General features: G+C 32.3%; 24 protein-coding genes. 15 read left to right on the top strand and 9 right to left on the bottom strand.

All coding sequences use genetic code 11. The features are described 5' to 3' along the window. Positions 1 to 271: 271 nt before the first annotated feature. Entirely contained in the window at positions 272 to 2,299 is a 2,028-nt protein-coding gene (locus tag ACF91D_RS16990) for a cation:proton antiporter (protein WP_119624445.1), read from the bottom strand. A gap of 193 nt (positions 2,300 to 2,492) precedes the next feature. On the opposite strand from ACF91D_RS16990, the gene ACF91D_RS16985 reads away from it, so the two are divergent. Further along, positions 2,493 to 3,302, top strand: coding sequence for a metallophosphoesterase (locus tag ACF91D_RS16985; RefSeq protein WP_107527704.1), 810 nt, complete (start codon positions 2,493 to 2,495; stop codon positions 3,300 to 3,302). Between the two features lie 187 nt (positions 3,303 to 3,489). On the opposite strand, the gene ACF91D_RS16980 is transcribed toward ACF91D_RS16985, so the two are convergent. Then, on the bottom strand, positions 3,490 to 4,116 hold the full coding sequence (locus ACF91D_RS16980) for a C39 family peptidase (RefSeq protein WP_107513254.1): 627 nt from the start codon (positions 4,114 to 4,116) through the stop codon (positions 3,490 to 3,492). 291 nt (positions 4,117 to 4,407) lie between these two features. Next, a complete protein-coding gene (gene tcaB, locus ACF91D_RS16975; RefSeq protein WP_042739252.1) occupies positions 4,408 to 5,610 on the bottom strand; it encodes a putative multidrug effflux MFS transporter TcaB in 1,203 nt (400 codons plus the stop codon). 269 nt (positions 5,611 to 5,879) lie between these two features. Here tcaB and ACF91D_RS16970 point away from each other — a divergent pair, with 269 nt between their 5' ends. Together ACF91D_RS16970 and ACF91D_RS16965 are read left to right on the top strand one after the other, a co-directional pair. After that, on the top strand, positions 5,880 to 6,266 hold the full coding sequence (locus ACF91D_RS16970; protein WP_107527705.1) for a GtrA family protein: 387 nt from the start codon (positions 5,880 to 5,882) through the stop codon (positions 6,264 to 6,266). A gap of 183 nt (positions 6,267 to 6,449) precedes the next feature. Further along, positions 6,450 to 7,328, top strand: a complete 879-nt coding sequence (locus tag ACF91D_RS16965) for a cation diffusion facilitator family transporter (protein WP_107513350.1) — start codon at positions 6,450 to 6,452, stop codon at positions 7,326 to 7,328. An 806-nt stretch (positions 7,329 to 8,134) separates the two neighbouring features. Here ACF91D_RS16965 and ACF91D_RS16960 read toward each other — a convergent pair. Next, a complete protein-coding gene (locus ACF91D_RS16960) occupies positions 8,135 to 8,506 on the bottom strand; it encodes an aggregation-promoting factor C-terminal-like domain-containing protein (protein WP_107513351.1) in 372 nt (123 codons plus the stop codon). Positions 8,507 to 8,871: 365 nt separating this feature from the next. Here ACF91D_RS16960 and ACF91D_RS16955 point away from each other — a divergent pair, with 365 nt between their 5' ends. Next, positions 8,872 to 9,558: a 2,3-diphosphoglycerate-dependent phosphoglycerate mutase gene (locus ACF91D_RS16955; protein ID WP_107527981.1), complete on the top strand. Its 687-nt coding sequence runs from the start codon at positions 8,872 to 8,874 to the stop codon at positions 9,556 to 9,558. 295 nt (positions 9,559 to 9,853) lie between these two features. Here ACF91D_RS16955 and ACF91D_RS16950 read toward each other — a convergent pair whose 3' ends face one another. Beyond that, positions 9,854 to 9,958, bottom strand: coding sequence for a putative metal homeostasis protein (locus ACF91D_RS16950; protein ID WP_107513352.1), 105 nt, complete (start codon positions 9,956 to 9,958; stop codon positions 9,854 to 9,856). A 209-nt stretch (positions 9,959 to 10,167) separates the two neighbouring features. On the opposite strand from ACF91D_RS16950, the gene ACF91D_RS16945 reads away from it, so the two are divergent. Together ACF91D_RS16945 and ACF91D_RS16940 are read left to right on the top strand one after the other, a co-directional pair. Continuing rightward, on the top strand, positions 10,168 to 11,601 hold the full coding sequence (locus tag ACF91D_RS16945; protein WP_107589250.1) for an MDR family MFS transporter: 1,434 nt from the start codon (positions 10,168 to 10,170) through the stop codon (positions 11,599 to 11,601). A gap of 138 nt (positions 11,602 to 11,739) precedes the next feature. After that, the gene (locus ACF91D_RS16940; protein WP_232161465.1) at positions 11,740 to 12,084 is read left to right on the top strand and encodes an ASCH domain-containing protein; all 345 of its coding nucleotides are present in this window, start codon (positions 11,740 to 11,742) and stop codon (positions 12,082 to 12,084) included. Between the two features lie 316 nt (positions 12,085 to 12,400). Here ACF91D_RS16940 and ACF91D_RS16935 read toward each other — a convergent pair whose 3' ends face one another. Next, positions 12,401 to 13,645, bottom strand: coding sequence for an aminoacyltransferase (locus ACF91D_RS16935; RefSeq protein ID WP_107526738.1), 1,245 nt, complete (start codon positions 13,643 to 13,645; stop codon positions 12,401 to 12,403). Positions 13,646 to 13,900: 255 nt separating this feature from the next. On the opposite strand from ACF91D_RS16935, the gene ACF91D_RS16930 reads away from it, so the two are divergent. The 7 genes from ACF91D_RS16930 to ACF91D_RS16900 all read left to right on the top strand — a co-directional run bounded on the left by ACF91D_RS16930 (position 13,901) and on the right by ACF91D_RS16900 (position 19,044). After that, positions 13,901 to 14,275: a cystatin-like fold lipoprotein gene (locus ACF91D_RS16930; protein ID WP_042739260.1), complete on the top strand. Its 375-nt coding sequence runs from the start codon at positions 13,901 to 13,903 to the stop codon at positions 14,273 to 14,275. Positions 14,276 to 14,320: 45 nt separating this feature from the next. Continuing rightward, positions 14,321 to 14,923, top strand: a complete 603-nt coding sequence (locus ACF91D_RS16925) for a DsbA family protein (RefSeq protein WP_107526739.1) — start codon at positions 14,321 to 14,323, stop codon at positions 14,921 to 14,923. Between the two features lie 291 nt (positions 14,924 to 15,214). Next, a complete protein-coding gene (gene adcA / locus ACF91D_RS16920; RefSeq protein ID WP_119624446.1) occupies positions 15,215 to 16,756 on the top strand; it encodes a zinc ABC transporter substrate-binding lipoprotein AdcA in 1,542 nt (513 codons plus the stop codon). Positions 16,757 to 16,927: 171 nt separating this feature from the next. Then, positions 16,928 to 17,443: a YceI family protein gene (locus ACF91D_RS16915; RefSeq protein ID WP_107526741.1), complete on the top strand. Its 516-nt coding sequence runs from the start codon at positions 16,928 to 16,930 to the stop codon at positions 17,441 to 17,443. Positions 17,444 to 17,713: 270 nt separating this feature from the next. Continuing rightward, positions 17,714 to 18,307 carry a helix-hairpin-helix domain-containing protein gene (locus tag ACF91D_RS16910; protein ID WP_107526742.1) on the top strand — a complete coding sequence of 198 codons (594 nt, stop codon included), beginning with the start codon at positions 17,714 to 17,716 and terminating at the stop codon, positions 18,305 to 18,307. 1 nt (position 18,308) lies between these two features. After that, on the top strand, positions 18,309 to 18,782 hold the full coding sequence (locus ACF91D_RS16905) for an SRPBCC family protein (RefSeq protein WP_042739265.1): 474 nt from the start codon (positions 18,309 to 18,311) through the stop codon (positions 18,780 to 18,782). Positions 18,783 to 18,861: 79 nt separating this feature from the next. After that, entirely contained in the window at positions 18,862 to 19,044 is a 183-nt protein-coding gene (locus tag ACF91D_RS16900) for a hypothetical protein (RefSeq protein WP_042739266.1), read from the top strand. A gap of 109 nt (positions 19,045 to 19,153) precedes the next feature. Here the strand turns inward: ACF91D_RS16900 and ACF91D_RS16895 are convergent, their stop codons facing one another. Next, positions 19,154 to 20,599: a 6-phospho-beta-glucosidase gene (locus ACF91D_RS16895; RefSeq protein WP_107526743.1), complete on the bottom strand. Its 1,446-nt coding sequence runs from the start codon at positions 20,597 to 20,599 to the stop codon at positions 19,154 to 19,156. Between the two features lie 21 nt (positions 20,600 to 20,620). After that, complete coding sequence (locus ACF91D_RS16890) at positions 20,621 to 22,513, bottom strand: beta-glucoside-specific PTS transporter subunit IIABC (RefSeq protein ID WP_107526744.1); 1,893 nt, start codon at positions 22,511 to 22,513, stop codon at positions 20,621 to 20,623. A 171-nt stretch (positions 22,514 to 22,684) separates the two neighbouring features. Here ACF91D_RS16890 and ACF91D_RS16885 point away from each other — a divergent pair, with 171 nt between their 5' ends. After that, a complete protein-coding gene (locus ACF91D_RS16885; protein WP_042739269.1) occupies positions 22,685 to 23,386 on the top strand; it encodes a GntR family transcriptional regulator in 702 nt (233 codons plus the stop codon). A 70-nt stretch (positions 23,387 to 23,456) separates the two neighbouring features. Here the strand turns inward: ACF91D_RS16885 and ACF91D_RS16880 are convergent, their stop codons facing one another. Continuing rightward, complete coding sequence (locus ACF91D_RS16880) at positions 23,457 to 23,861, bottom strand: Rrf2 family transcriptional regulator (protein ID WP_042739270.1); 405 nt, start codon at positions 23,859 to 23,861, stop codon at positions 23,457 to 23,459. A 301-nt stretch (positions 23,862 to 24,162) separates the two neighbouring features. On the opposite strand from ACF91D_RS16880, the gene ACF91D_RS16875 reads away from it, so the two are divergent. Continuing rightward, entirely contained in the window at positions 24,163 to 24,699 is a 537-nt protein-coding gene (locus ACF91D_RS16875; RefSeq protein WP_042739271.1) for a GNAT family N-acetyltransferase, read from the top strand. The last annotated feature ends 36 nt before the right edge of the window (positions 24,700 to 24,735 follow it).

The following is a 24,735-nucleotide window of genomic DNA, read 5'->3' as shown; positions in this document are numbered from 1 at the left end:
TCAAATATTACTTTAACACAATTAAATCTTTTAATTAAGCAAATTTGATGTGTAAATAAATTTTTGAAAAAGATATAAATACAAAGAGACTATGAGCAATAAACAGGTGAATCCGAGAAACCATATGTATAAGGTAGTTAGTATTAAATATAACACGGATTATTGTTTATAGTTATTATCAAATAAATAAAAAGCACTTTTGCATAAATTCGAAATAATGAATTCTGCAAAAGTGCCATAGCATTTGTGCTTTAATATACTTTATTGTATTTTATTTTTCATTTGCAATAACGATCTCATTGTAGTTTATATTTTCCCTCACTTGAGCAGCTACGGTTGCATCTACTTGCTTATTACTAATAAGCTCATCTAAATAATGTCTTTGTAGATATAAACTTTCTAATTTTAACGGTTGAGTTGAAGCAACTACAGGATAGTTTTGTTTATTTTGACGGCGACGACGTATGTTACGTAGTCGAGAGTAATATTGGTTTAATACGATACTGACTTCTAATACGTTATCTTTATTTTGCTCAGCTTTTAGTGCTAATGTGACATGATGATGTACAATTCGCATTACCTTTTGTACTTCAAGGATGCTAGATTTAAAGTGGTCAATTTGACTTTGATCCACTTTTCTTTTAGCTCTAACCCTTAATATAAGCATCTTAGCAAATACTTTTAACTTTTGTAGTGCAGTAGCTTCTTTATATTGTCTTGAAGATTCTAAAGCAGAACGATAATTAAAAATTGTCTGCTTATCAATTTTATTAGATTCAATAAGTTTCTCTAAAACTTCAGTCTCTTTTTCACTTGCCAACAGTTCTAATCGTTTAACTTCTTTAGTATTTTTATTTTCTGGTGTCATCTGTAGTAAAAAGAATAACTCATCAAAATATTCCGAGATAATAGGACTATAATTCACAGTTTTATCTTCTTTTGAACATCGTTTTAAATAACTGATGACATTTTCTACGATATAGGTCTTAGCTGCTGGGTAAGACATAGATTTTGATTCAACGCGTTGTTCTGAAGGCGTAATTAAAGGCAACACAATTTGTGCTAGTATTAAACTAATTAATACCATCAATGACGCAATAAATAACAAATCATTTTTAAATTCAAATTTAACATTAGCAGATAGTAGTGATGGTAAGGTCAAGGCCATAGATAATGAAATTGTACCGTGAATACCACACATCGTCATAATAAATGCATAATGCAAACGTGTTGGTGGAGATTCTGTTTGGTCATTTAAATACGATTGTATATTGTTTGGATAATAGAATGTCTTAAATAAAATAAATACCCAAATAAAGCGGAAAACGTAAATTGCCAAAGCAATCATCAATGTTGTTATGATCAAGAATTTAATGTTCTCAGGTTCTTTATTAACAATTTCGCCAACTACTTCAGGAACAATAAAGCCGAGTACTACAAATACGAAACCATTTAATGCATAGCTTAATGTATTCCATATTTGATTGTAGTTCATTTGCAATTCGGTTTGTGCACGAATTAATCGGTCTCTTTCAAAACCATGTAATAAACCTGCCACAACCACAGCGATAATGCCTGACGCATGAACAACCTCTGCAATTAAATATACGGCAAATGGTGTTAATAATTGGATGAATATCATTGTATTACTATCCTTTAATCCTTTATGCATTGAAAGGAAGATACGTAATCTAACAATGAGAAATCCGACGATGATACCGATTAATACACCTAGAATAGTCGAAATAATAAATTGTTCTATGGCGTCAAATGCTGAAAATGCCCCAGTTACCAAAGCAGCAACAGCAATTTTAAAAGATATGATACCTGCAGCATCATTTAGTAAGGATTCACCTTCTAAAATTGAAATGGCTCCTTTAGGCAATACCTTACCTTTAGTGATTGCTTGCACAGCAACTGCATCTGTAGGACAAAGGATTGCCGCAATAGCAAAGGCAGCAGGCATTGGTAAGTCTGCCCAAATCCAATGAATAAAGTAGCCGACACCAATGACGGTTGTAAATACGAGACCCATAGCCATTAGAATTATGGGTTTTCGATATTGGAGTAATTTAGTTCGGGAAACGTGGGCCCCTTCAACGAATAGCAATGGGGCGATAACTGCCATCATAAACACTTCAGAATCAAACTGAAAGTGAACTGGTATAGGCAATATATAAAGTCCCACACCTAATGCGATTTGGATGAAAGCTGTAGGTATTTTGGGGAATTTATTATGTAAAATGGAGCTGATGACAACAGCAACAATAAAAATTAAAAAAGCTTCTAGTAAAGTCATGATACCCGTCCTTCGTGTTTTTTGTTGTTTTAAATTTTACCATTTTTCACAATATATAGGTAATAAAATTATAAATATATTGATGGCAATAAACATATAAATATAGCTTCTTCATTAAAGTTAAATTGATATTATTAATAGTGTAATTATGTCATAATAGGTGTGCTAAAAGGTAGAAGGAAAGTGATGAAGCATGAATATAGGTGTGATTTCTGACTTACATATTGATAGACATCAAAAGTTAGAACCTAACGATTATTTACAAGTATTGGTCAAAGTGATAACAACTCGAGAGTTAGACTTACTGTTAATTGCTGGTGATATTTCCAACCATTATAAACTAACTGCAAAATTTATTAATAATTTAGAGCAACTGGCGGCAATTAAAGTATTATTTATACCTGGAAATCACGATTATTGGACGACAGAGGCCGATGCAACATCATCAGACATTTTACAATTTTATATGAGTATGGAGCAATGTTCGATCGGTAAGCCATACCATTTAAATGATGATTGGGCCATTGTTGGTAATACAGGTTGGTATGATTATTCATATGCAGACCCTAAATTTTCATTAGAAAAAATTGCCAAAAGGAAATATTATGGTGCTACTTGGCAAGATAAAGTTAAAATTGATTGGGCCATTGAAGATAGAAAATTGTCGATGATAGCAGCAAACCAAACGATTAAAGATATAGAGCAAGTTAAACAAAAAAAGATTATACTCATGACACATATTGTTACACATCCAAAATTTGCAGTACCTACACCACATAGAATATTTGATTATTTCAATGCATTTATTGGCACTTCGGATTTTGAAAGCATTTATCAAAGCTATAATATTAAATACAGTATTATGGGGCATGTACATTTTAGAAATTCATTTAAAGAGCAAGGTGTGACTTACATTTGCCCTTGCTTAGGTTATTCGCGTGAATGGAGAACTGCTGATATTGAGAACGAAATACGTCATGCATTGTATCAATTTAGTGTTTGATTTTATGTCGTACTTAATGCTGAGACGTACGTTAATTGTATTATGAGCCAGACTTCGAGAAAGTTGAATAAGCGTCGAGATATAGGTTCGACCTTTTCGAATAGTAAGTCATAGCAATAGGTATATTATTATGAAAACATCCACCTCAAAGGACGAAAACATTCTTTTGGGGTGGATTTTTCTAGGGTTATACGCCTTGGCTTAGGTGATCTATATAAAAACTCATTCTACCAGGTGCATCATAACTTGCTTCTAACTTTGATTTTTCAATCTTAATAAGTTGGAATTTATTTGGAATAAGTGCAGGAAGAATTATAAATTTTGAAAAGTGTGACCATAATGGGTCAATATAATAATAATGCGTATCATCATAGCCAACCAACAATGTAATGTGAATATTAGATACAAATTTAGTCGGGCGATTATCAATTTTAAATGTACGTCGATATGGACGTTGACCAAGTACTGTGTGGTAGATTGCTACAGGTTGACCATGATCTAATATGTTACACAAATCAGATAGCGTATTTCCAGTACTATCCACTACATTTGGATGATAATGTCGTAAATGTGGAACCAAGGCAGTAGGAAAGATAGTTTGATGATATCCAAATTTGATCCAGAGATGATGTCCAACATACCCTTTATAGGGATTATTGTCGTGCTTTGGCCAGTGTTTCATAATCTGTGTGGCAGGTATTTTGATGTAATTATATTGAAGCATCATAGCTGACACAACACCTTCGCAGCCCATAATCATAGGGATAGGGAATAATTGACTAATAGGTTTTACTGCTAAACTTACTTTCTTCATGATGTCCATTCACTCCTTGGCTCAGCTAGGTTAATTCTAAAATCCATCTATATTATATAGCTATTATATGATTTTATATATTAAAATGCATCATCAGATAGCTGGCAATAAACGATATGTTGTGATTTGTTCAATGATATAAAATAGCGAATAAATACAAGCATGAATGTAAGCTTTGTTACTTGTGTATTCACCCTCATGTTTCAAGATTTCAAGTAACGATGCTGAATAAAAAAGTGAATTCAGACATGTTTATTAAATACCTGTACATGTCTAAATTCACTTTCAATATTATAATGTTTTATGCTTTTGTACGAACTTTAATGCGATTTCTAAGCCGATTATAAAAATAGTAGTAATAATTAAAATCGTAATATATGGCATCGTATTGTATTCGCCTTTTAACCCAACTAGTGGTGACATTACACCGCCTAAAATAAATTGGAAGAGACCTAATAAACTAGATGCATTACCACTTCCACCAGTACGAGATTCCATTGCTAGTGCAAAACTAAGTGGTCCAATTCCAGTAACCGGACAAACATTTAAGAAAAATGCAATAATGAGCACCCAAATTGGTAAATGCATTGTTAACGTAATAATGATTAAGATTACGCCTGTTATTTGTATTGCTGTCAAAGCAATAAGCAGAACGTAGCGACTTATTTTTTCGACTAGTTTAGCAGTTACTTGACTCATAATAATCAAGCCAATACCATTTACAGCAAATAATGCACTAAATTGTTGAGGTGTCAGTTCATAAATTTTTTGAGTGATAAATGGAGCGGCTGATGAAAAGCTAAACAGCATGACATAAGTCAAACCTTGTAATAACATAGGTAAAATAAATGCTGGTGTTTTTAATAACGTGCCAAAGTCTTTAAATATAGCTCCAAAATTTAACTTTGATAGATCATTACTACGTGTTTCTTCCATTTTGAAAATAGCAAAAACCAGTATGATTATACTTACAATAGTTAATATTAAAAATATAGCTTGCCAATTAGCAACTGTTAAGGCATATCCTCCAACTAATGGTGCAAGAATCGTTATAATCCCATTAACGACTAACAAGGATGCTAATCCTTTGGCAAGGGTCTTACCTTTATGTTGATCACCAATTGATGCCTTTGCAATCACAATGGCACCACCACCTGTTAAACCTTGGACTAAACGTAATGCTAATAACAAGGTCATGGATGTAGTAAAGATTGCGATAAATGATGCAATAGCATAGATGGAAATGATTATAAGTGCAATTTTTTTACGGCCGAATGCGTCAGATAGTGGTCCAAATGTAAATTGTCCGATTGCTAAACCAATCATGGCAAATGATAGTGATAGTTGCGCTTCGGAAGCAGTTGTACTAAAATCACTTTGAACACTTGGCAACGACGGAACATACATATCTATCGTCAATGGGCCAAAGGTAGTCATGATACCCAGTACGATGATAATCATAATAGGTAACTGACGATTTGAAGATTTATCCATTTCATGGGCTCCTTTGTCATACTTTCTAATGCTCTATTATATACATGTTTTATAACTTTGTAACTAGGTAATTATCTCATATATGGAGATAATTTACAGACATTATTTTTGAAAATGAAGATAGGTAAAAGGTATAAAATAAAGGCTAATATTCACTAAATTTGAGCATTTAAATAAGTAATAAATTACAAATGACATCGAATTCACTAAATGTTTAAAGTTAACAAAAATAGTCAATAATTCAAAGACTATGTTAAAGAGGTAGAACAATGAACTTAACAAAAACACATTTGGAAATCATAAAATTTATTATTGTCGGTGGAATTAATACAATAGACTACTACATTGTGTATTTATTTTTATTGAAAATATTAGGATTGAATTATTTAATAAGCCATTTAACAGGATTTATTGTGAGTTTTATTATTTCATATTATTTAAATTGCTACTTTGTATATAAAGTAACACCGACATGGAAAAAGTTTATTCAATTTCCAATTACACAAGTTATCAATATGGGAATGCAGACGCTATTATTATATATTTTTGTGCAATGGTTTCAGGTATCTTCCGTAATTGCGCCCTTTGTAGGATTGGTCATCACAATTCCTATAACATTTATTTTATCAAAGTATATTTTAAGAGATGAAGCATAAGGAGTCTAAACTAATATAGGTTAGTACTCCTTTTATTTTTGTGCAATTTAATATTATTATTTAGGAAAGGCTAAAAAAATATTTTGTTATAAATTATTAAATAATTTTTGAATAAAAAATGTTGTAAATATGCTAGTAATAAGCGATAATATATATCCAATAATAATTAAGGTGGTTTATGTCATGTCTCATTTGGAAAACTTGAAAATTGCTCAACGCGGTGCATATCTCAGTTTGGTTGTATATATTATTTTATCTATAGCTAAGTATATCGTAGGTTACTTATACAATTCAGCAGCAGTAAGGGCAGATAGTTTAAATAATATGACGGATATCATCGTTTCTTTAGCAGTTATTATTGGTTTGAAGATTTCTATCAAACCAGCTGATAAAAATCATCCTTATGGACATTTGAAATCAGAAAATATTTCAACATTATTAGTATCATTTATTATTATGTTTGTAGGTATCCAAGTAGTAATAGAAAACGTACCACATATATTTTCTAATGAGCATCACACACCAAATATCGTCACAATTTATGTCAGTGTAATAAGTGGATTAATCATGTTGGGTGTGTATGTGATTAATCAAAGACTGGCTAAACGTACTAATAGTAGTTCGCTTAATTCAGCAGCTAAAGATAATTTATCCGATGCGCTAGTAAGTATAGGAACAGCAATTGGTTTGGTGTTCACTCAATTTGGATTACCTATAATCGATACAATACTAGCAACAGTATTGGGCTTATTAATTATATATACAGGTTATGGCATTTTTAAAGAGTCTATATTTACATTAAGTGATGGTTTTAATGAACAAGAGTTAGAAGATTATAGAAATTATGTTCTAGATGTTAAAGACGTAATAGATGTTCAAAATATAAAAGGTCGCTATCATGGAAGTAGTGTTTTTGTAGATGTAACGATTGTAGTTGAATCTAATCTATCATTGGAAGATGCGCATCATATTTGTGATGCTGTTGAACAACATATGCATGAAAAGGGAATATCATCAGTATATGTCCACCCTGAACCCCAATCAATTCAAGAGCCAAATTAAAAGTTAGATTATATAAATAAATCAATAAGACTGCAGTTAATAAAGTTAATATAGGTTTGGGCTACAAGGTCACTAGCCAATAAAAAGACATTTTCTATTAAATTATATAGAAATTGTCTTTTTTTCTTGGATTATATTATACGAGGGGAGTGGTATTTTATAACGTATGATCTTTAAATACAGAGTATTGTTTGCGAGACACCTGAGGGAGAAGGATGAGTGTCGAGACCAAGGCACGACCCTGCCTCCTAGGTAAGCGAGCAACAAAAGTATAAAAACTAATAAAAGAAACCCAACCATAAAGAAAGCTATATAAAATAGAGTGAATGAAAAGAAATAGCCCCAATTTTATAGTTGAAAATCGAATCATTTATCTGAAATGTTTGCGAGACACCTGAGGGAACAGGGTGAGTGTCGAGACCAAGGCACGACCCAGCCCCCTAGGTAAGCGAGCAACAAAAGTATAAAACTAATAAAAGACACCCAACCATAAAGAAAGCTATATAAAATAGAGTGAATGAAAAGAAATAGCTCCAATTTTATAGTTGAAAATCGAATTATTTATCTGTATTGTTTGCGAGACACCTGAGGGAACAGGATGAGTGTCGAGACCAAGGCACGACCCAGCCCCCTAGGTAAGCGAGCAACAATAATACAAAAACTAATAAATAAAAACCCTCTAAAAAGACGATTGTAATCTTTTTAGAGGGCTGTAATTAAAAATTTTATATAGTTATTGTGTCCGGAACTATATATTATTTAATTGTATTTAATAGTAATGAATATTAAATAACTGTTAGTGAATCTTACCACCAACCATTAGCAATGTGGAATTGTACTGCATTATCAATAGAACCATAACGTTCTTCAGCGTAGTTAATCATTCCTTTAGTTTGTTCTTCAACAGAACCCGTACCCCAAGCTTCTTTAGTTTGACCTAGACCTCTATATCCAAGTTCATTTACTGCATTAGGGTTACCACTTGATTCTGGCATCACTACATTGTCCCAAAGTGATTTAGTGCCACCAGCTTGAATGAATTCGTTGTAAACTTCATTTGTAGATTGACTCGTTGTAGCAGTTTCAGCAGCGTCAGCAGTTGAAATGTTTGCAGTTGCGCCCACACCTGTAGCTGCAATAGTAAGTGATGCGAATGATGCTAATAATAATTTTTTCATTATAAAATATCCTCCTAAAAATTAACTCTAACTCGTTCGCGTTATATGGATTATTAAACACATAATGTTGAATTGAATTTTGTCTTGGCTTAATGCTTGTTTCGATTTAACGATATTCACTATAACATCAAAATTCAGCGTCTAGGTTACAGAAAAATAAAAAAAGAATTTCATTTATGAAGAAAAGAATACAATTATTTCACTATGTAGTGTAAATTGTTATAATATTAATGTGTAGTAATGATGATAAAAACGGGAATAACTGACAGTATAGTCGTTAATATAGAGAGAAAATGAATGATATATAAATGTAATATTTCTGTAAATATCGTTTAAAACCATTTTTAGAGGAGTGTATGCAGAATATGCCAAAATTAATTTTATGTAGACATGGACAAAGCGAATGGAATGCCCAGAACCTATTTACTGGATGGGCAGATGTTGATTTATCTGATCAAGGTCGTAATGAAGCAATAACGTCAGGTCAAAAGTTAAAAGACCAAAATATAGAAATAGATATTGTCTTCACATCACTATTAGAAAGAGCGATTAAAACGACGTACCATTTATTATCAGAATCAAATCAACTCTTTATTCCTGTTGTAAAAACTTGGCGGTTAAATGAACGTCATTATGGTGGGTTACAAGGTTTAAATAAAGATAGTGCGAAGGAAGAATTTGGTGAAGAACAAGTTCATAAATGGCGACGTTCATATGATATTGCACCACCGAAACAAAGTGAAAAACAAAGAGATGCATATTTAAATGATAAAAAGTATGAACATTTAGATAGAAGAATTATGCCAGAATCTGAAAGTTTAAAGGATACATTGGAACGTGTCATACCATATTGGAATGATCAAATTTCACAACAATTGTTAGATGGAAAGACGGTATTAGTTTCTGCTCACGGTAATTCATTGCGCGCATTAATTAAATACTTAGAAGATGTATCTGATGAAGATATTATAGGTTATGAAATTAAAACAGGTGCCCCTTTAATATATGACTTAACAGATGATTTGAAAGTCATAGATAAATATTATCTTTAAAGAATAAAGTTTATTAGCTACACAATTTAAAAAAGTACCCTGATTACTTTGCAATTGTACAGAACCTTAATAGTTAGTTTTGAGTCCAACTCTTGAGGTGCATATCCAATTCAAAGATATTCAAGGGTACTTTTTAATTATCAATAAAGGTAATATTTATGTACGTTATGAGTTATAACAACTACCTTTATTAAGTTAGTGGATAAACTATACACGTCAAATATGCATTTCACATAATTTTTACAAGTACTTAACTAAATATAGAGAAAATAAGGATAAATAATAAAGTGAGGGATTATTTGTTGCGTTTATGCTGTTTGATAATTTTTAACGCACGCTTTCGTGTTTTGATATTTGGACTATTCAAATTACGACGTGCAGTTTGTAAATCTAATTTCATTTAAATGACCTCCTTAACCTGACTTTATTATGAAGGAAGAAAGTATAAATGTAAATAGTAATGATTACGATTTATGAAAATGTAGTTATTTTTTAAAAAATAATAGGTATTAAATGCTTATCAAATGAATTGAAACTAAAAAATATGTATAATTCATAGTTATGTTGTCCTATGGGATGAGATAGTTTATATAGGAAAAGGAGAAGTATATGACTCAAAAAACAAGAATCATAATGGTTATCACAATGTTATTTGGTGGCTTTTTTGGTTTACTTAATGAAACGCTACTCACAACTGCTTTGCCGAGTATAATGAAAGAATTTGACATAGATTATACAAAAGTACAATGGTTAACAACTGCATTTTTACTTGTTAACGGGGTTGTCGTTCCATTATCTGCAATGGTGATTCAGAGATTTTCTACGCGACAAGTCTTTTTAACTGCAATAATTATTTTCCTTGTTGGAACAATTATTGGGGCATTTAGTCCTAATTTCCAAATATTGTTAATCGCGCGAATCATCCAAGCTTTAGGATCAGGAATCATGATGCCATTAATGATGACAACGATATTAGATGTGTTTGAACCTCATGAACGTGGGAAGTACATGGGCGTATTTGGTTTAGTAATTGGTTTGGCACCAGCAATTGGTCCGACATTATCAGGATATTTAGTTGAATATTTAGAATGGAGAGCATTATTTTATGTTGTTGCTCCGGTAGCAGCACTCACATTCTTGGCTTCATTGAAATATGTAGTAAATGTAGGAACTAATAGACGTGTACCTATCGATATACTATCAATTCTTTTATCAGTTTTAGGTTTTGGTGGCTTATTATACGGTACGAGTTCAATCTCAAGAGATGGTTGGAACGACCCGGTAGTATTAACAACAATGATTGGCGGGATTATTTTAGTTATCGCATTTATTTTCAGACAAACAAGACTAACTACACCGCTACTTGACTTTTCAGTATTTAAGAACAGTCAATTCGCTGTAGGTATTATTATCATGGGCTTTACCATGGTATCAATGATTGGTTCAGAAACAATCTTACCTATGTTTGTTCAAAATATAATGAAAGACACTGCACTACAATCAGGATTAATACTATTACCTGGCGCTATCGTTATGGGGATTATGTCAGTGCTATCAGGTATTTTATTCGACAAATTTGGTGCAAAAATTCTGGGTATTTTTGGTATGGTTATTGTTATCGTAACAAGTTCATACTTTGTCATTATGGATGAGCATAGTTCTTCACTCATGCTTACCATTGTTTATGCAGTGCGAATGATTGGTATCGCATTAAGTTTAATGCCGTTAATGACACATACAATGAACCAACTACCACAAGAAATGAACGCACATGGTTCGTCAATGACCAATACAGTACAACAAATTGCTGCGTCAATCGGTACTGCTGGACTAGTTACAACTATGAGCCAAGTTTCTAAGAACTTCACACCAGAAATGAGTAATTATAAAGGTATGAATAAGAAAGAAATGGCGATGAATATACAACATGATGCACTATTAAGTGGATATCACGGGGCATTTTGGTTTGCAATTATCATCTCTGTCATTAGTTTTATTTGTGTCTTTATGCTAAAAAGTAAGAAAAAACTAGAAGCAGAATAATATAATAAATTGAGTAATATAAAATAGCTGATGTAACTTCTGTTATACTATTTAAGAAGGTATATCGGCTATTTTTTAACTCATTATAATTATTAAGAAACTATGAATGTAATTTAATATTGAAGAGTGGTGCAAACAATGGAACACACGATGAAATTGAATGATGAACCATTTCAAGCAATTAAAAATGGGATTAAGACAATTGAAATAAGACTCAATGATGAAAAGAGACAACAAGTTCAAAGCGGTGACGAAATTTTATTTACAAATTTAGTGACTGAAGAGCAGTTGAAAGTAACTGTATTACAAACCAAGCTTTATTCATCTTTTCAAGTATTATTGAAGGACTATAGCAATCAAGATATCGGTGTACGAGAAGAAATGCAACTATCACAAAAATTAGCTGCAATTTATCAAATTTACTCGCAGTCTGAGGAACTTGAACATGGTGCATTAGCTATAAAAATAAAGCGCATAAGTTAATTGATAGTGTGCATAACTTTAGTAACAATAAAGTATACATATGACAAGGTCAGAGTTTTTGCTGACCTTGTTTTTTTTATACGAGAAGAAAGCGCAGTGAAAAAAATATAAAATAAATAGTTGTTGTCTCTTGTAGGAATAGTACAATGCCAAAGACTGTAGGTGACTTTCAGGTCATATGGACAACATGAACCTATAAAATGGCTTTAAACAAATATGTATCGACCATCGTAGCTCATTTCATAAAAAAACTGTCGATGAGCTTTACCTCAATCGACAGCAAATTTAAATATTCTCTTTTAGTTTGACTTCTTTGTTAAAGCTTACCAATTAATGTACCAATTTTGTAAGCAAGTGGATTAATTGGCTTGATAAAATCACCAACATACTCATGTACATGAGCATTAAAGCCTTTCTTAAATTGCTGAACACCATAATCCTCAGCATCTTCGCTAAAGTCACCAGTAATACCATAGAAATTATAACTATCGATATTATGAGCTTTAGCAAATTTAATCATTTCCCACTGTAACTTATATGCGCCCATATAAGCGTTATACTTAGGATTTGAACCACTAGATAAGTAATAAACTTCATGATCATTATAAATATAAATAGCAGAAGCTAAATCTAGAATTGCACCATCCGTTTCAATCGTTTGATTGGTATCATCGATTTTACGCTGAGTGCTGTTAAGCTGTTGCGTTAACTGTGTTCGTTTTGTCTTTTGTTTCTTTGAATTAGGACTTTCTTGTAGGGCATTTTCAACTTCAGCTAATTCACTTTGCAACTTAGCCAGCTTATCATTTAAACCAGCTATATATTCATTTAAATCGATATATGCAAGTTGTAAAAATGCATTACCTTTATAGGCCTTTTGTAATTCTTCAAAGTAAGGCTCATCACGGAAAGAAAATCCGTGTTTTTCTTCAGCCATTTTAAATAATTTGAAAAAGCGTCCAGTTTCTTCGATTGGTAACGTAGTTACTTTAACACCCATCTCTTCAGTACGTTTAATATTACGGCGTGTTTGATAATCCATTTCTTTCAGCAATTGGTTCGGCGTTTTGTTTGTTAAATCTAACACAGAATGCCAACGAATCTGACTTGTTTGCGAATATCCAACACTATAGCCTTGATGTTGATAACCAAGTTTATCCAATGTTTGAATTAAAGTTCTGTTATCAAATGACTTTAAAATTTCACCATCTGCACTACGTATATTTTCTAAAATATAAGGATCTAATAAGACATAAAGGCAGTTATGTTCCTTTAAATACGTAGTCAAAGATTTAAAGTAAAAGTCTACCAAGGCAATATTATTGTAATCCATCACAGGACCACGTTGACTGTAGAAATACTTAAAATATTTTAAGGCACGTGCTTCGGTAAACATGCCGGCTGCTAAAACTTCACCTGAATCATTCTTTACTCCAAGTAAATGTGCATCGCCTTGCTTTTGTTCGCGAGAGTCAAAATAAACACGTGTTTGTGTGTAATGAGAAAAGTTATTTTGTGTAAATTGTTCGAACTCCTCGGGGGTAATGTTCACAAATTGCATATAGTTTATTTTCCTCCTTAAAAAGTCAACTTAAAAAATTCTTATTAAGTTGATTGACATATATCTAGTATACCAAATATGATTTGTAATAGCATTTTATAACCTAGTGCTTACTACTAAAGTTTGAGGTTCATCATGTGTTTAAGTGAAAGGTAAATTACTATAGAAGAAATAACATATTCATTGTATGATAATACATACGGATTTAAAATGTATAAAAGATGAATGGTAAAGAGTAATAGGAGATGTTTTATTATGAGAAAATTATTCGTAATGGCAATAGCCGTTCTAATCGTTGCTACTGCATGTAGTAGTGGGAAATATGCAGACAAAATAGATAAAGCAGTTAATAAGCAACAAGCATTCCAAAAGAAATTACATAAAAATCATCAAGCAGATGTTGATAAGAAATTTGATAAAAAAGATGCCAATATTTATGTTTTTGAAAATGGCAAGTATGTGATGATTGCATATAAACCATTAAAGAATGATGCGGAAGCACATTATTATACGTATCAATTTAAAGATGGAAAAGCGAAATATGTAAAAGATTTTAATTCAAAAGGTTATTACCAAAAACATAAAGATGACGCTGATTATGAAGAAGAGAATATGAATCTAAACGAATAAATAGCGAACTGTTAAGAAATAACAATCGAGGTGTTAACAACAATTATGAAAAAATTATGGATGAGCTTAGGTTTAATTATGCTTATCGTATTACTATCGGCTTGTGGTAATAATGAAAATGTGCATGAAAATGATAAAGTTGATAAAAATGGGAAAATCCGTATTATTGAGTATGGAGATTATAAATGTCCTTATTGTAAAAAGGTAGAAAATAAAATTATGCCGAAATTAAAACGACAATATATTGATAAAGGTAAGGTAGATTATCAATTTGTTAATATGGCATTTTTGGGCAAAGATTCTATCATTGGATCTAGAGCAGGGCATGCAGTACAAAGCATAGCACCAAAGGAATACTTAACATTTCAAAGACTTATGTTTGAGCAACAACCAGATAATGAAAAGGCTTGGATTACTACTAAATTAGTAGATAAACAAATTGATAAATTAAATATTGATAATCAAACTAAAGTGAAAATCAAAGATGATTATAAAAAGAAAAATAGTAAGTCATGGGAAGCAGCAAAGAAAGATAGACAACAATATAAGAAAAATCATATCGACACGGCACCAACAATCTATGTCAAAGGTGAAAAACTCAAAGACCCATATAAATTTAGCAGTTATGAAAAGTTATTAACAGATTAGCTTACAGTATAAAGATAGCTATATATTGAAACAATTGAATAGCGTATGTAATCAAAGTAGCAACCTTTACAGTTATAAAGTAGTTGCTACTTTTTTATTATGTAAATAATTGTTCTAATAATGGTTTTTAAATTTATAGCTTACGTAATAATGCTCAAAAGTGTAATTTAAAAATCAGCATTCAATCGTTAAATCGTAATAATTACGAAAAAGTTGCTTTGAGCTATTGCTTTTTAGTGTGTGAAAGACTATAATTTTAAATCGTAATAATTACTATTTGAGGAGGATTTTATGAAAAAATCACTATACATATTATTTTTAGTCACTACGTTAGCATTGTTGGCAACAGCTTGTGGGAATGAGAATGCCGATGATAAGAACAAGGATAAAATTAAAATAAATACTACTGTTTATCCTTTGCAATCCTTTGCGGAACAAATTGGGGGCAAACACGTATCTGTTAAATCAATATATCCACCAGGAACGGATTTACATGATTATGAACCGACACAAAAAGATATTATCAATACCAATAAATCAGATTTATTTATTTACACAGGGGATAATTTAGATCCTGTTTCTAAGAAAATTGCGAAAACAATTAAAGATAAGGATAAAAAATTGTCCTTGGAAGAGAAGTTAGATAAGGCGCAATTATTAACAGATCAACATCATCATGAAGGTGAAGATAGTGAACACGAGCATGAGCATGGTCACCACCATCACGGAGGCTATGATCCCCATGTTTGGTTAGATCCTAAATTTGATCAAACATTTGCTAAAGAAATCAAAGATGAATTAGTGAAAAAAGATCCACAACATAAAGCTTATTATGAAAAAAATTATAAGCAATTAAACAAAGATCTTAAGCAAATTGATAATAAAATGAAAAATACTGTAAAAGGTAAAGAAGGTAGTACGATATTTATTTCGCATGAATCAATCGGTTATTTGGCTGAACGTTATGGTTTTGTCCAAAAAGGTGTTCAAAATATGAATGCTGAAGATCCATCACAAAAGGATTTAACTAAAATTGTTAAAGAAATTAAAAGTTCTGGAGTGAAATATATCTTATATGAAGATAATGTTTCGCATAAAGTGACTGATACGATAAGAAAAGAAACTTCAGCCAAACCGTTAAAATTCTATAATATGGAATCTATGTCAAAAGAACAGATGAAGGATAAGGACATCTCTTTCCAATCACTCATGGACAAAAATATTGAACAAATTGAGAAGGCTTTAAATCAGCAAGTTAAAACTTCAGCTCCAGATAATGATGAAAAACATGAGAAAGCCATTTCTGAAGGTTATTTTAAAGATAGTCAAATAAAAGATAGAACGTTAGCTGACTATAGTGGAGATTGGAAGTCAGTTTATCCACTGTTAAAAAATGGCACACTTGATGAAGTGATGAAGCATAAAGCTAAAGAAGATGACTCAATGAGTGAGAAGGAATATAAAGCATATTATGAAAAAGGTTATAAAACAGATGTAGATAACCTTAAAATCACAGATGATTCAATCACTTTTACTAAGAATGGGAAAACTATAGAAGGTCAATATGTATATGATGGAAAAGAAGTATTGAATTATGAAAAAGGGAACCGTGGTGTCCGATATGTATTTAAATTAAAAAATGAAGACAACCAAGAACTGCCAAAGTATGTACAATTTAGTGATCATAATATAGCTCCGAAAAAGGCAGCACATTTCCATATATTTATGGGGAATGATCGTGAAAAATTATTGAAAGAATTAGATAATTGGCCAACTTATTATCCTGAAAATCAAACGGGCAAAGAAATTAAAACAGATATGCTATCACATTAATATTAAAGACAGTTTATGAATATAGCTATAATTGAAAAGTTGAATGAGTAAAATTTAAATTAACGGGAATAAAAAAATACCAACACAGAGTGAGCGTAATATTTGATATACAAAATATACTTGATATAATAAATGTATCTTAATAATACAACAAACTTGGAGGTAAGATTTATGACAACATTTAAATTTGATCAAGCACATTCAGCAATTGAATTTTCAATTAAACACTTAGTGATTTCTAATGTGAAAGGTAGATTTAATGATTTTGATGCCCAAGCAGAAGGGGATATTAATGACTTAAGCACGCTTAAAGGTCAATTTACAATCAAAGCAGATTCTATCGATACGCGAGTTGCCGATCGTGACGCTCATTTAAAAGGTGAAGATTTCTTCGATGTGGAAAAATATCCTGAAATTAAATTTGAAATTACAAATACAACTGAGCAATCAGTAACAGGTAACTTAACAATTAAAGGTGAAACAAATGAGGAAACATTTGATTTATCTTATGAAGGTAAAAGTAAAAACCCAATGAATGGTGCAGAAACTGTTGGTTTCGTTATTAATGGTTCTGTAGACCGCGATAAATATGGTATTACATTTAATCAACCATTAGAAACAGGTGGTTTAATGTTAGGTAAAGAAGTGCATTTCCAAGTGAGTTTAGAATTTGCGCTTGAAGATTAAAATTTAATCATTCGTTATTAATAATTAGACAGACTGGGACATTGATATCATGTTCCAGTCTGTTTTGTTATTTAGTTAATCTATAACAGCTAATATACTTTACTCATCACTAGCTATGTAAGATGAGTAATGCTTGGATAAATAATCAATGTTTATAAATATTAATTTATTGCTTATAGCTCGTAGGAGAAAATTTTAACTTTATTTACTTTCTAATACATATTAAAGCGTATGAATTGGGTATAAGTTATTTAAGAAAGGGGAGATACAATGGGAGTGGACTTACCAAAGGTAGGCAAACCGGCAACCAATGCTCTGAAAGCTCAAGGAATTTCAAGTTTAGAAGATGTAGCACGCTATGATAAGACTACGCTATTAGATATTCATGGTGTTGGACCTAAGGCGATTGATATTTTGGAAAAGGCATTAGCTGAACATGGTCTAGACTTTAAAAATATATTAGGACACGAATTACCCTTTGAACTCATAGGTGATTTAAAATGCGACAATGCACCAAAGCAACGCATTATGTTGGATTTTTTAATTGCTTCTGCATTAGTAAATAAAGAACAACTGATAGCAGTATTAAGTGAGGACTTTATTTGGAAAGTTCCTGGTGCATTTGAATTGAAAGGTCTAGATGCCTTTTATGATGAACTGAGTGAACATCAAGTAGATATTAAACAAATAGTTATAAACGATAATATTTCACATGGTAAGGTAGGTTCAATGCATGGTGAACAATTGCAAAGCGATGGTTCGAAATTATGGTTCGCAGATTTCTTTGAATTTGAAAGTCATAAGAAAAATGCCAAGATTAAAACAGTGACATCATATGTCATTATGGATGAAGGAGAATCTTAAGATGAGTATCAAAATAGACAATAATAAAATTATTTTTACACGAACTTTTAATACATCAGCAGAAAAATTGTTTAATGCATATACAGATGAACAATTATTTAAAGCTTGGTTTCATCCTGAAGGTGCATCTACTGAAATATTTAAATTTAATGTACAAGATGGTGGAGACGCATTTTTTGCGATTCATACACCTGAAGGTACAAGTTATACGGTTACAGAATATAAGCAAGTAAAAGCACCAACAACAATCGATTATTATGACTATTTTGCAGACAGTGAAGGAAATAGAGCGGACAATATGGCGGGGATGCATAATATAATTACATTTAATCAGCTTAATAAGGATGAAACTGAAATTGAGTCTGTATCAGTGTTGCCAGATGCCCAATCGGCACAACAGTTGCTCGACATGGGAGTTGAAGCGGGTATGAATAGTACCTTTGACAATTTAGAGAAGTTAGTTAAGACCTTATAAATGTCAAAAATATGTTAAAAATACACTGCCTCTTTTTTAATTATTCTCGATATAATATTAGTGAAAAGAGGTGAGTGCTTTGAATAAACGTTATGTAAAAGTTTTATTTCTTTATTCATTCAGTACTTTAATACCAACATTGCTATTAAATGAGAAATGTATGAGTAATCATGGATTCAAATGGTTTACACGAACTTTAGCAGGTTATGGTATTTTTGCATATGGTTTAAAGGTTTTAAGCAAATTTAAAGCCAATGCATAATATCCAAGCAGTGATTCTAGGCTGGATAGCTATATATTAATATAATAATAAAACAACCAATTCAACTATTATCTAACTGAATTGGTTGTTTTAAATTTTAAGAATTTAATTAGCTTTCTAAATCTTCGCCATTCGTTTCTATTACTTTTTTATACCAATCGAACGAATCTTTCTTTTTACGTTCTAATGTGCCATTACCTGCGTTGTCTCTGTCCACATATATTAAACCATAACGTTTTTTCATTTCTCCTGTGGTAAAGGAAATAATATCAATAATTCCCCAAGGTGTATAACCCATTAAGTCAACGCCATCTTCATCAACTGCTTTTATAGCTGCATCAATATGTGCTTTTAAATAATCAATACGATAACTATCATGTATTTCGCCTTTTTCATCAAATTCATCAATCGCACCGAAGCCATTTTCTACAATAAATAATGGTATTTGATATCGATCATATAAGACATTTAAGGTATATCTTAATCCTGTTGGATCGATAGCCCAACCCCAATCGCTTTGTGTAATATACGGATTATCAACAGAATTTGCTAAGCCGCCATTGGTAACATTTTCTCCAGTATATGTTTCGGCGTCGTGCTTAACAACAGTTGTCATATAATAACTAAAGCCAATATAGTCAACTGTACCTGCTTTTAAGATTTCGTCGTCTCCATCTTGCCAACCAATGTCATATCCTTTTTGTTCGAACATCTTATTTGCGTAGCTAGGATAATAACCTCGAACTTGAACATCAGGGAAGAAATAGCGTAATCGGTTCGCTTTTACTGATTCCATCATATCTTCAGGATTGCAAGAATAAGGATAAATCGCTACATGTGAAATCATAAGTCCGATTTCGAAATCTGGGTTAATGGCTTTGCCAATTTTGACTGCTTTAGCACTAGCGATTAATTCGTTATGTGCAACTTGATATAGTATTTCTTCAGGATTTTCATCTTCACCAACTTGCACACCCGAATTCGTCCATAAGAATATAGGATTATCAGTATCCATTTGATTATTGATTTCGTTAAAGGTCATCCAATATTTAACTTTATTCTTATAGCGTTCGAATACGACTTCTGCAAAGTGGGCAAAAAAGTCTGCAACTTTACGATTTCTAAATCCACCATATTCTCTAGCAAGATGTAAAGGCATTTCAAAGTGAGAGAGCGTAATAACTGGTTCGATGCCATATTTTAATAATTCATCAAAGACATTATCATAAAATTGTAATCCCTCTTCATTTGGTTCACTTTCATCTCCGTTTGGGAATATACGAGACCACGCAATAGATGTTCTTAAACATTTAAGTCCCATTTCATTGAATAATGCAATGTCTTCTTTATAACGGTGATAAAAATCAATTCCAATATGATTCGGATAATATTCATTAGGATCGACATCTTGTGTAATCTTTCGAGCTTTACCGTGTTCACCAGCTGTCATGACATCGATAACACTGAGGCCTTTACCTCCTTGGTCATAACCACCTTCAAATTGATTGGCAGCAAGTGCGCCACCCCATAAAAAGTCTTTAGATAATTTAGTCATATGAATCAAGCTCCTTTAATATTATTTACTAATGACAGTCATTAATTTGTCCTCGTGTGTTACAGATGCTTCGGCGTTGACTATAACTTCTTCGAACTCACCAGAGTTAGTGATAATAATTGGAATGACTGTGTCATACCCTTGTTGTTCGAGCTGCTCCTTATTGAAATTTAATAAAGGTTGATTACGGTCGATTTTTTCATGTTCTTGTACAAGTAATTCAAAGCCTTCACCGTTTAATTGAACGGTATCCAATCCAACATGAATCAATATTTCTACACCAGTCGTAGAGGTTATACCAATTGCATGTTTGCTAGGTGCTATCATACTGACGACACCTTCGATTGGTGAGACAACTGTGTTTTCACTTGGCTGAATTGCTAACCCTTTACCCATCATTTCTTGTGCAAAAATAGGATCATTAACTTCAGATAATGGCAATACAGTACCTTTAATTGGGCTAAATACAGTTGTTTCTAAATTATCATCAAGGATAATCGCATTTGGATTATTATCTTCAGCTGTATCGGCGACTTCTTCTGTAGTATCCTCTCCATAACCAAATATTTGGATTAATATAATAGGTAAAATAATGGCAATGGCACTCCCAATTAATATCCCCCAAATAGAAGTTGGATTATCACTGCTATAACCATTGACTACTGTGATTGGACCTGGTAAACCTGCATAGGCATAGTACTTAGGATTAAAGAAACTAGCAACAAATGCACCAATGGCACCACTAATACAAGCAATAAGGAATGGTTTTTTAAAGCGAATGTTTATACCATACATGGCAGGTTCTGTGATACCAAAGATTGCTGTGATACCTGCGGATGATGATACACGTTTGATTTCAGTGCTTTTTGCTTTGAGAAAGACACCAATTACTGCTCCGAATTGTGAGATTACTGCGATAGTTTGAAAGGCCTGGAATGCGTCACTCTTATGTTGTTCGAAATTAGCCAAGATCACTGGCGTAATACCCCAATGTACACCGAAAATTACAAATACTTGCCAGAAACCGCCGATGAGTGCGCCGGCTAACCAAGGTGCAACGGCAACGAGATAATTAAAGCCGCTAGCGATACCGTGTGCAACTAAAGTTGAAATAGGACCTATAACTAATAGTGTCAATGGCACCATAATGATAATGCTGAAAAATGGAGTGAATAATGGTTTAACAACATCATGTATCCATTTATTTAAGTATTTTTCAACATAAGAAAGGATCCACACCAATAGTAATGGTGGTAACACCGATGACGTATAACTTGTTTCGGTCAATGGAATACCAAATAGATTTACGCTTTCTCCGTGTTGTATTTTACTTACGATACCTGTTAAATCAGGACTGACAAGTGCTGCAGCACAAGCTACTGCAATATACATATTTACGTTGAAATGTCTTGAAGCGGTGATAGCGATAAAGATTGGTAAGAATGTAAAGGGTGCCCAGGAAATAAAGTTAAACACCTCATAAGTTCCTGTGTGTTTAAATGCTGGTGCTATAAGATTGATCACGATGAGCAGACCTTGTAATATACCAGCGGCAGCTAAAATATAAATAAAAGGTGCAAATACTGCAGACATAGTTGCCACAATTCTGTTTACAATAGTACCTTTATTTTCTGATTCAGGTTGTGAATCGGCATTTGCATTATCTCCCGTTAATGCTTCAAATGATTTATAAACTTCACCGACATTATTTCCAATGACCACTTGGAATTGACCATTATTTTCTACGACGGTAACGACGCCATCTATGGCGGCAACTTTCTTATGAGCATCAGGTATAGAGCGCTTTAACACTAAACGTAGTCGGGTTGCACAGTGTGTACTGTTAACAAGATTGTCTTCACCGCCGACAGCATCTAGTATTTGTTGCGCTAACACTTGGTTTTTATCTGCCATTCGATACAGCTCCTTTTATTATTAAAAATTAATCACATCACATGTAAGCGATTTATTTCATTATAATTATACCGGTATAATTTGTAAAGACCCTAACAAAAATATAGTCGATGTGTTAAAATGAGGTTCATGTTATAATGGTTTGAATTTTAATGTAAGAGGGGTAGACGAATGCTCAAATATGAACAAATAGCATTACAAATCAATGCATATATTGCTGAAGGTAACTATCAAGCTGGAGATAAACTACCTAGTGTAGAGACTTTGAAAGCTCAATATGAAGTAAGTAAGAGTACGATTATTAAAGCTTTAGAAGCTTTAGAAAAGAAAGGGAGAATCTACCAAGCGCGTGGCAGTGGTATTTATGTTCGTAATCCAAAAAGAGATGGTTATTTAAATTTATTTTCATCAAGTGGATTTAGTGATGAAATTGTGGGTCACTCAGTTACAAATGATGTGATTAGAGTAGAAGAAGTCATCGCTCCAGAAGAAGTTCGCCAAAAATTAAAGCTTGATAAAGATACAGAAGTTTATGTCTTAGAACGTATTGTGCATATTGATGGTAAGGTATTGTGCTATGAACAATCTTATTTCAACAAAGATATTGTGCTGTATTTAGATACTTCAATTGCAGAGGGGTCTATTTTTAGATATTTAGAACAACGCATAAAGGTTAAAATTGGATTTTCTGATATTTACTTTACTGTCGATAAATTAAATAGTGAGGAAGCGCCATTGTTAAATTTATCAACGGGTGAGCCATGCTTAAGATATGAACAGGTATTTTATACTACGACTGGCGTCCCTTTTGATTGTTCACAATTGATATATCATTATGAGAATGCACATTTTTATATTCCTTCACAAAAATAAAGGCTAGACTATAACATCGCATTATTGTGTAGTGGGGTGCTATAGTCTAGCTTTGTTCATTTAGAATTTATTAATTGAAACGGTTAATTACGTCTTGGATAGAATAATGATTTAATTGATTTAGTATAGTTTGATCTACCTCACTATAGATAGAATCTAAGGCACTGCTAATATTCTTTCCAACAAAGCAATCTGGATTTGTATTGCCATGAATTTTTGCAAAGTGAGTTTCTTCATCAAAAATAATTTGAAATACTTGACCCAAAAATATCGAAGTTGCAGGTTGTTTCAAACTGTAACCTGAAACGCCTTGACTACTATCAATTAGATTACCTTCCTTTAAGAAACGACAGATTTTTCTAACGAGTGTAGCGTTACTATTAATACTCGATGCTATATATTGACTTGAAACGGGTTCTTGTTCAGTAGCTAATAGTGTAAGTATATGAATGGCAACAGAAAATTGTGTGTTCATATTGTGCCTCCTTTGCAACGAACTTGTGCTTTAAATTGATACATGTTGATTTTACGTCATTTACTGCTTAGACGCAATGAAAGAAGTTATAGGATGATGAGCGAGAAGCTAAATATATATTGATGTATCCTAGCCATTGCATAGTGATACAGAATCATTAAATTTGTTAATGCAATTTAAAACGTTTCAATTGACTACTAGTAGTATAAACAATATTGTATTCATATGATTCAATAGAAGTTATGTGTATTGTATATGATAACTTGTATCGATAAATATATTAGCATAAGGAAGTGACAACATGTCTGAATATAATATTCGTGTGGCAAATCAAGGCGATGCTGAGGAAATACAAAGACTTATGTATGAAGCATTTACACCTCTTAGAGAGCTAGGCATTGATTGGCCGTCTGTCAATGCAGACGTCGATTTAGTAGAACAAAATATCAAAACAAGTACGACATTTGTCCTTGAAAATGATAAAGAAATTATATCTACCATTACGGTACGTTATCCATGGGAAGGAAAACGACGCATTTCTGTATATCCATTTGTCTGGTGGTTTGCGACAAAGCCGAGTTATGATGGTCGTGGTTTAGGTAGTAAATTATTGAAATATGTTGAAGAAACATACTTAAGAGACACATTAAAAGCACCAGCTGTAACACTAGGAACATCAGCAAGAAAACATCCATGGTTGTTGGATATATACAAGAAACGTGGATATGAAGTATACGCAGAACATGAGAATAAAGATGGTGACTTAGGTGTTATTATGAGAAAAGTATTGATACCAGAAAAGTTTGATGAAGAAGTATTAGGTCAGCCACCATTCTAATCATTCATATTACAGGGAATCCCTTTATTACTAAGC

This window comes from Staphylococcus sp. 231237_7MaSpsaltlick (assembly GCF_043107035.1).
This window is presented reverse-complemented; position numbering and strand designations above follow the sequence as displayed.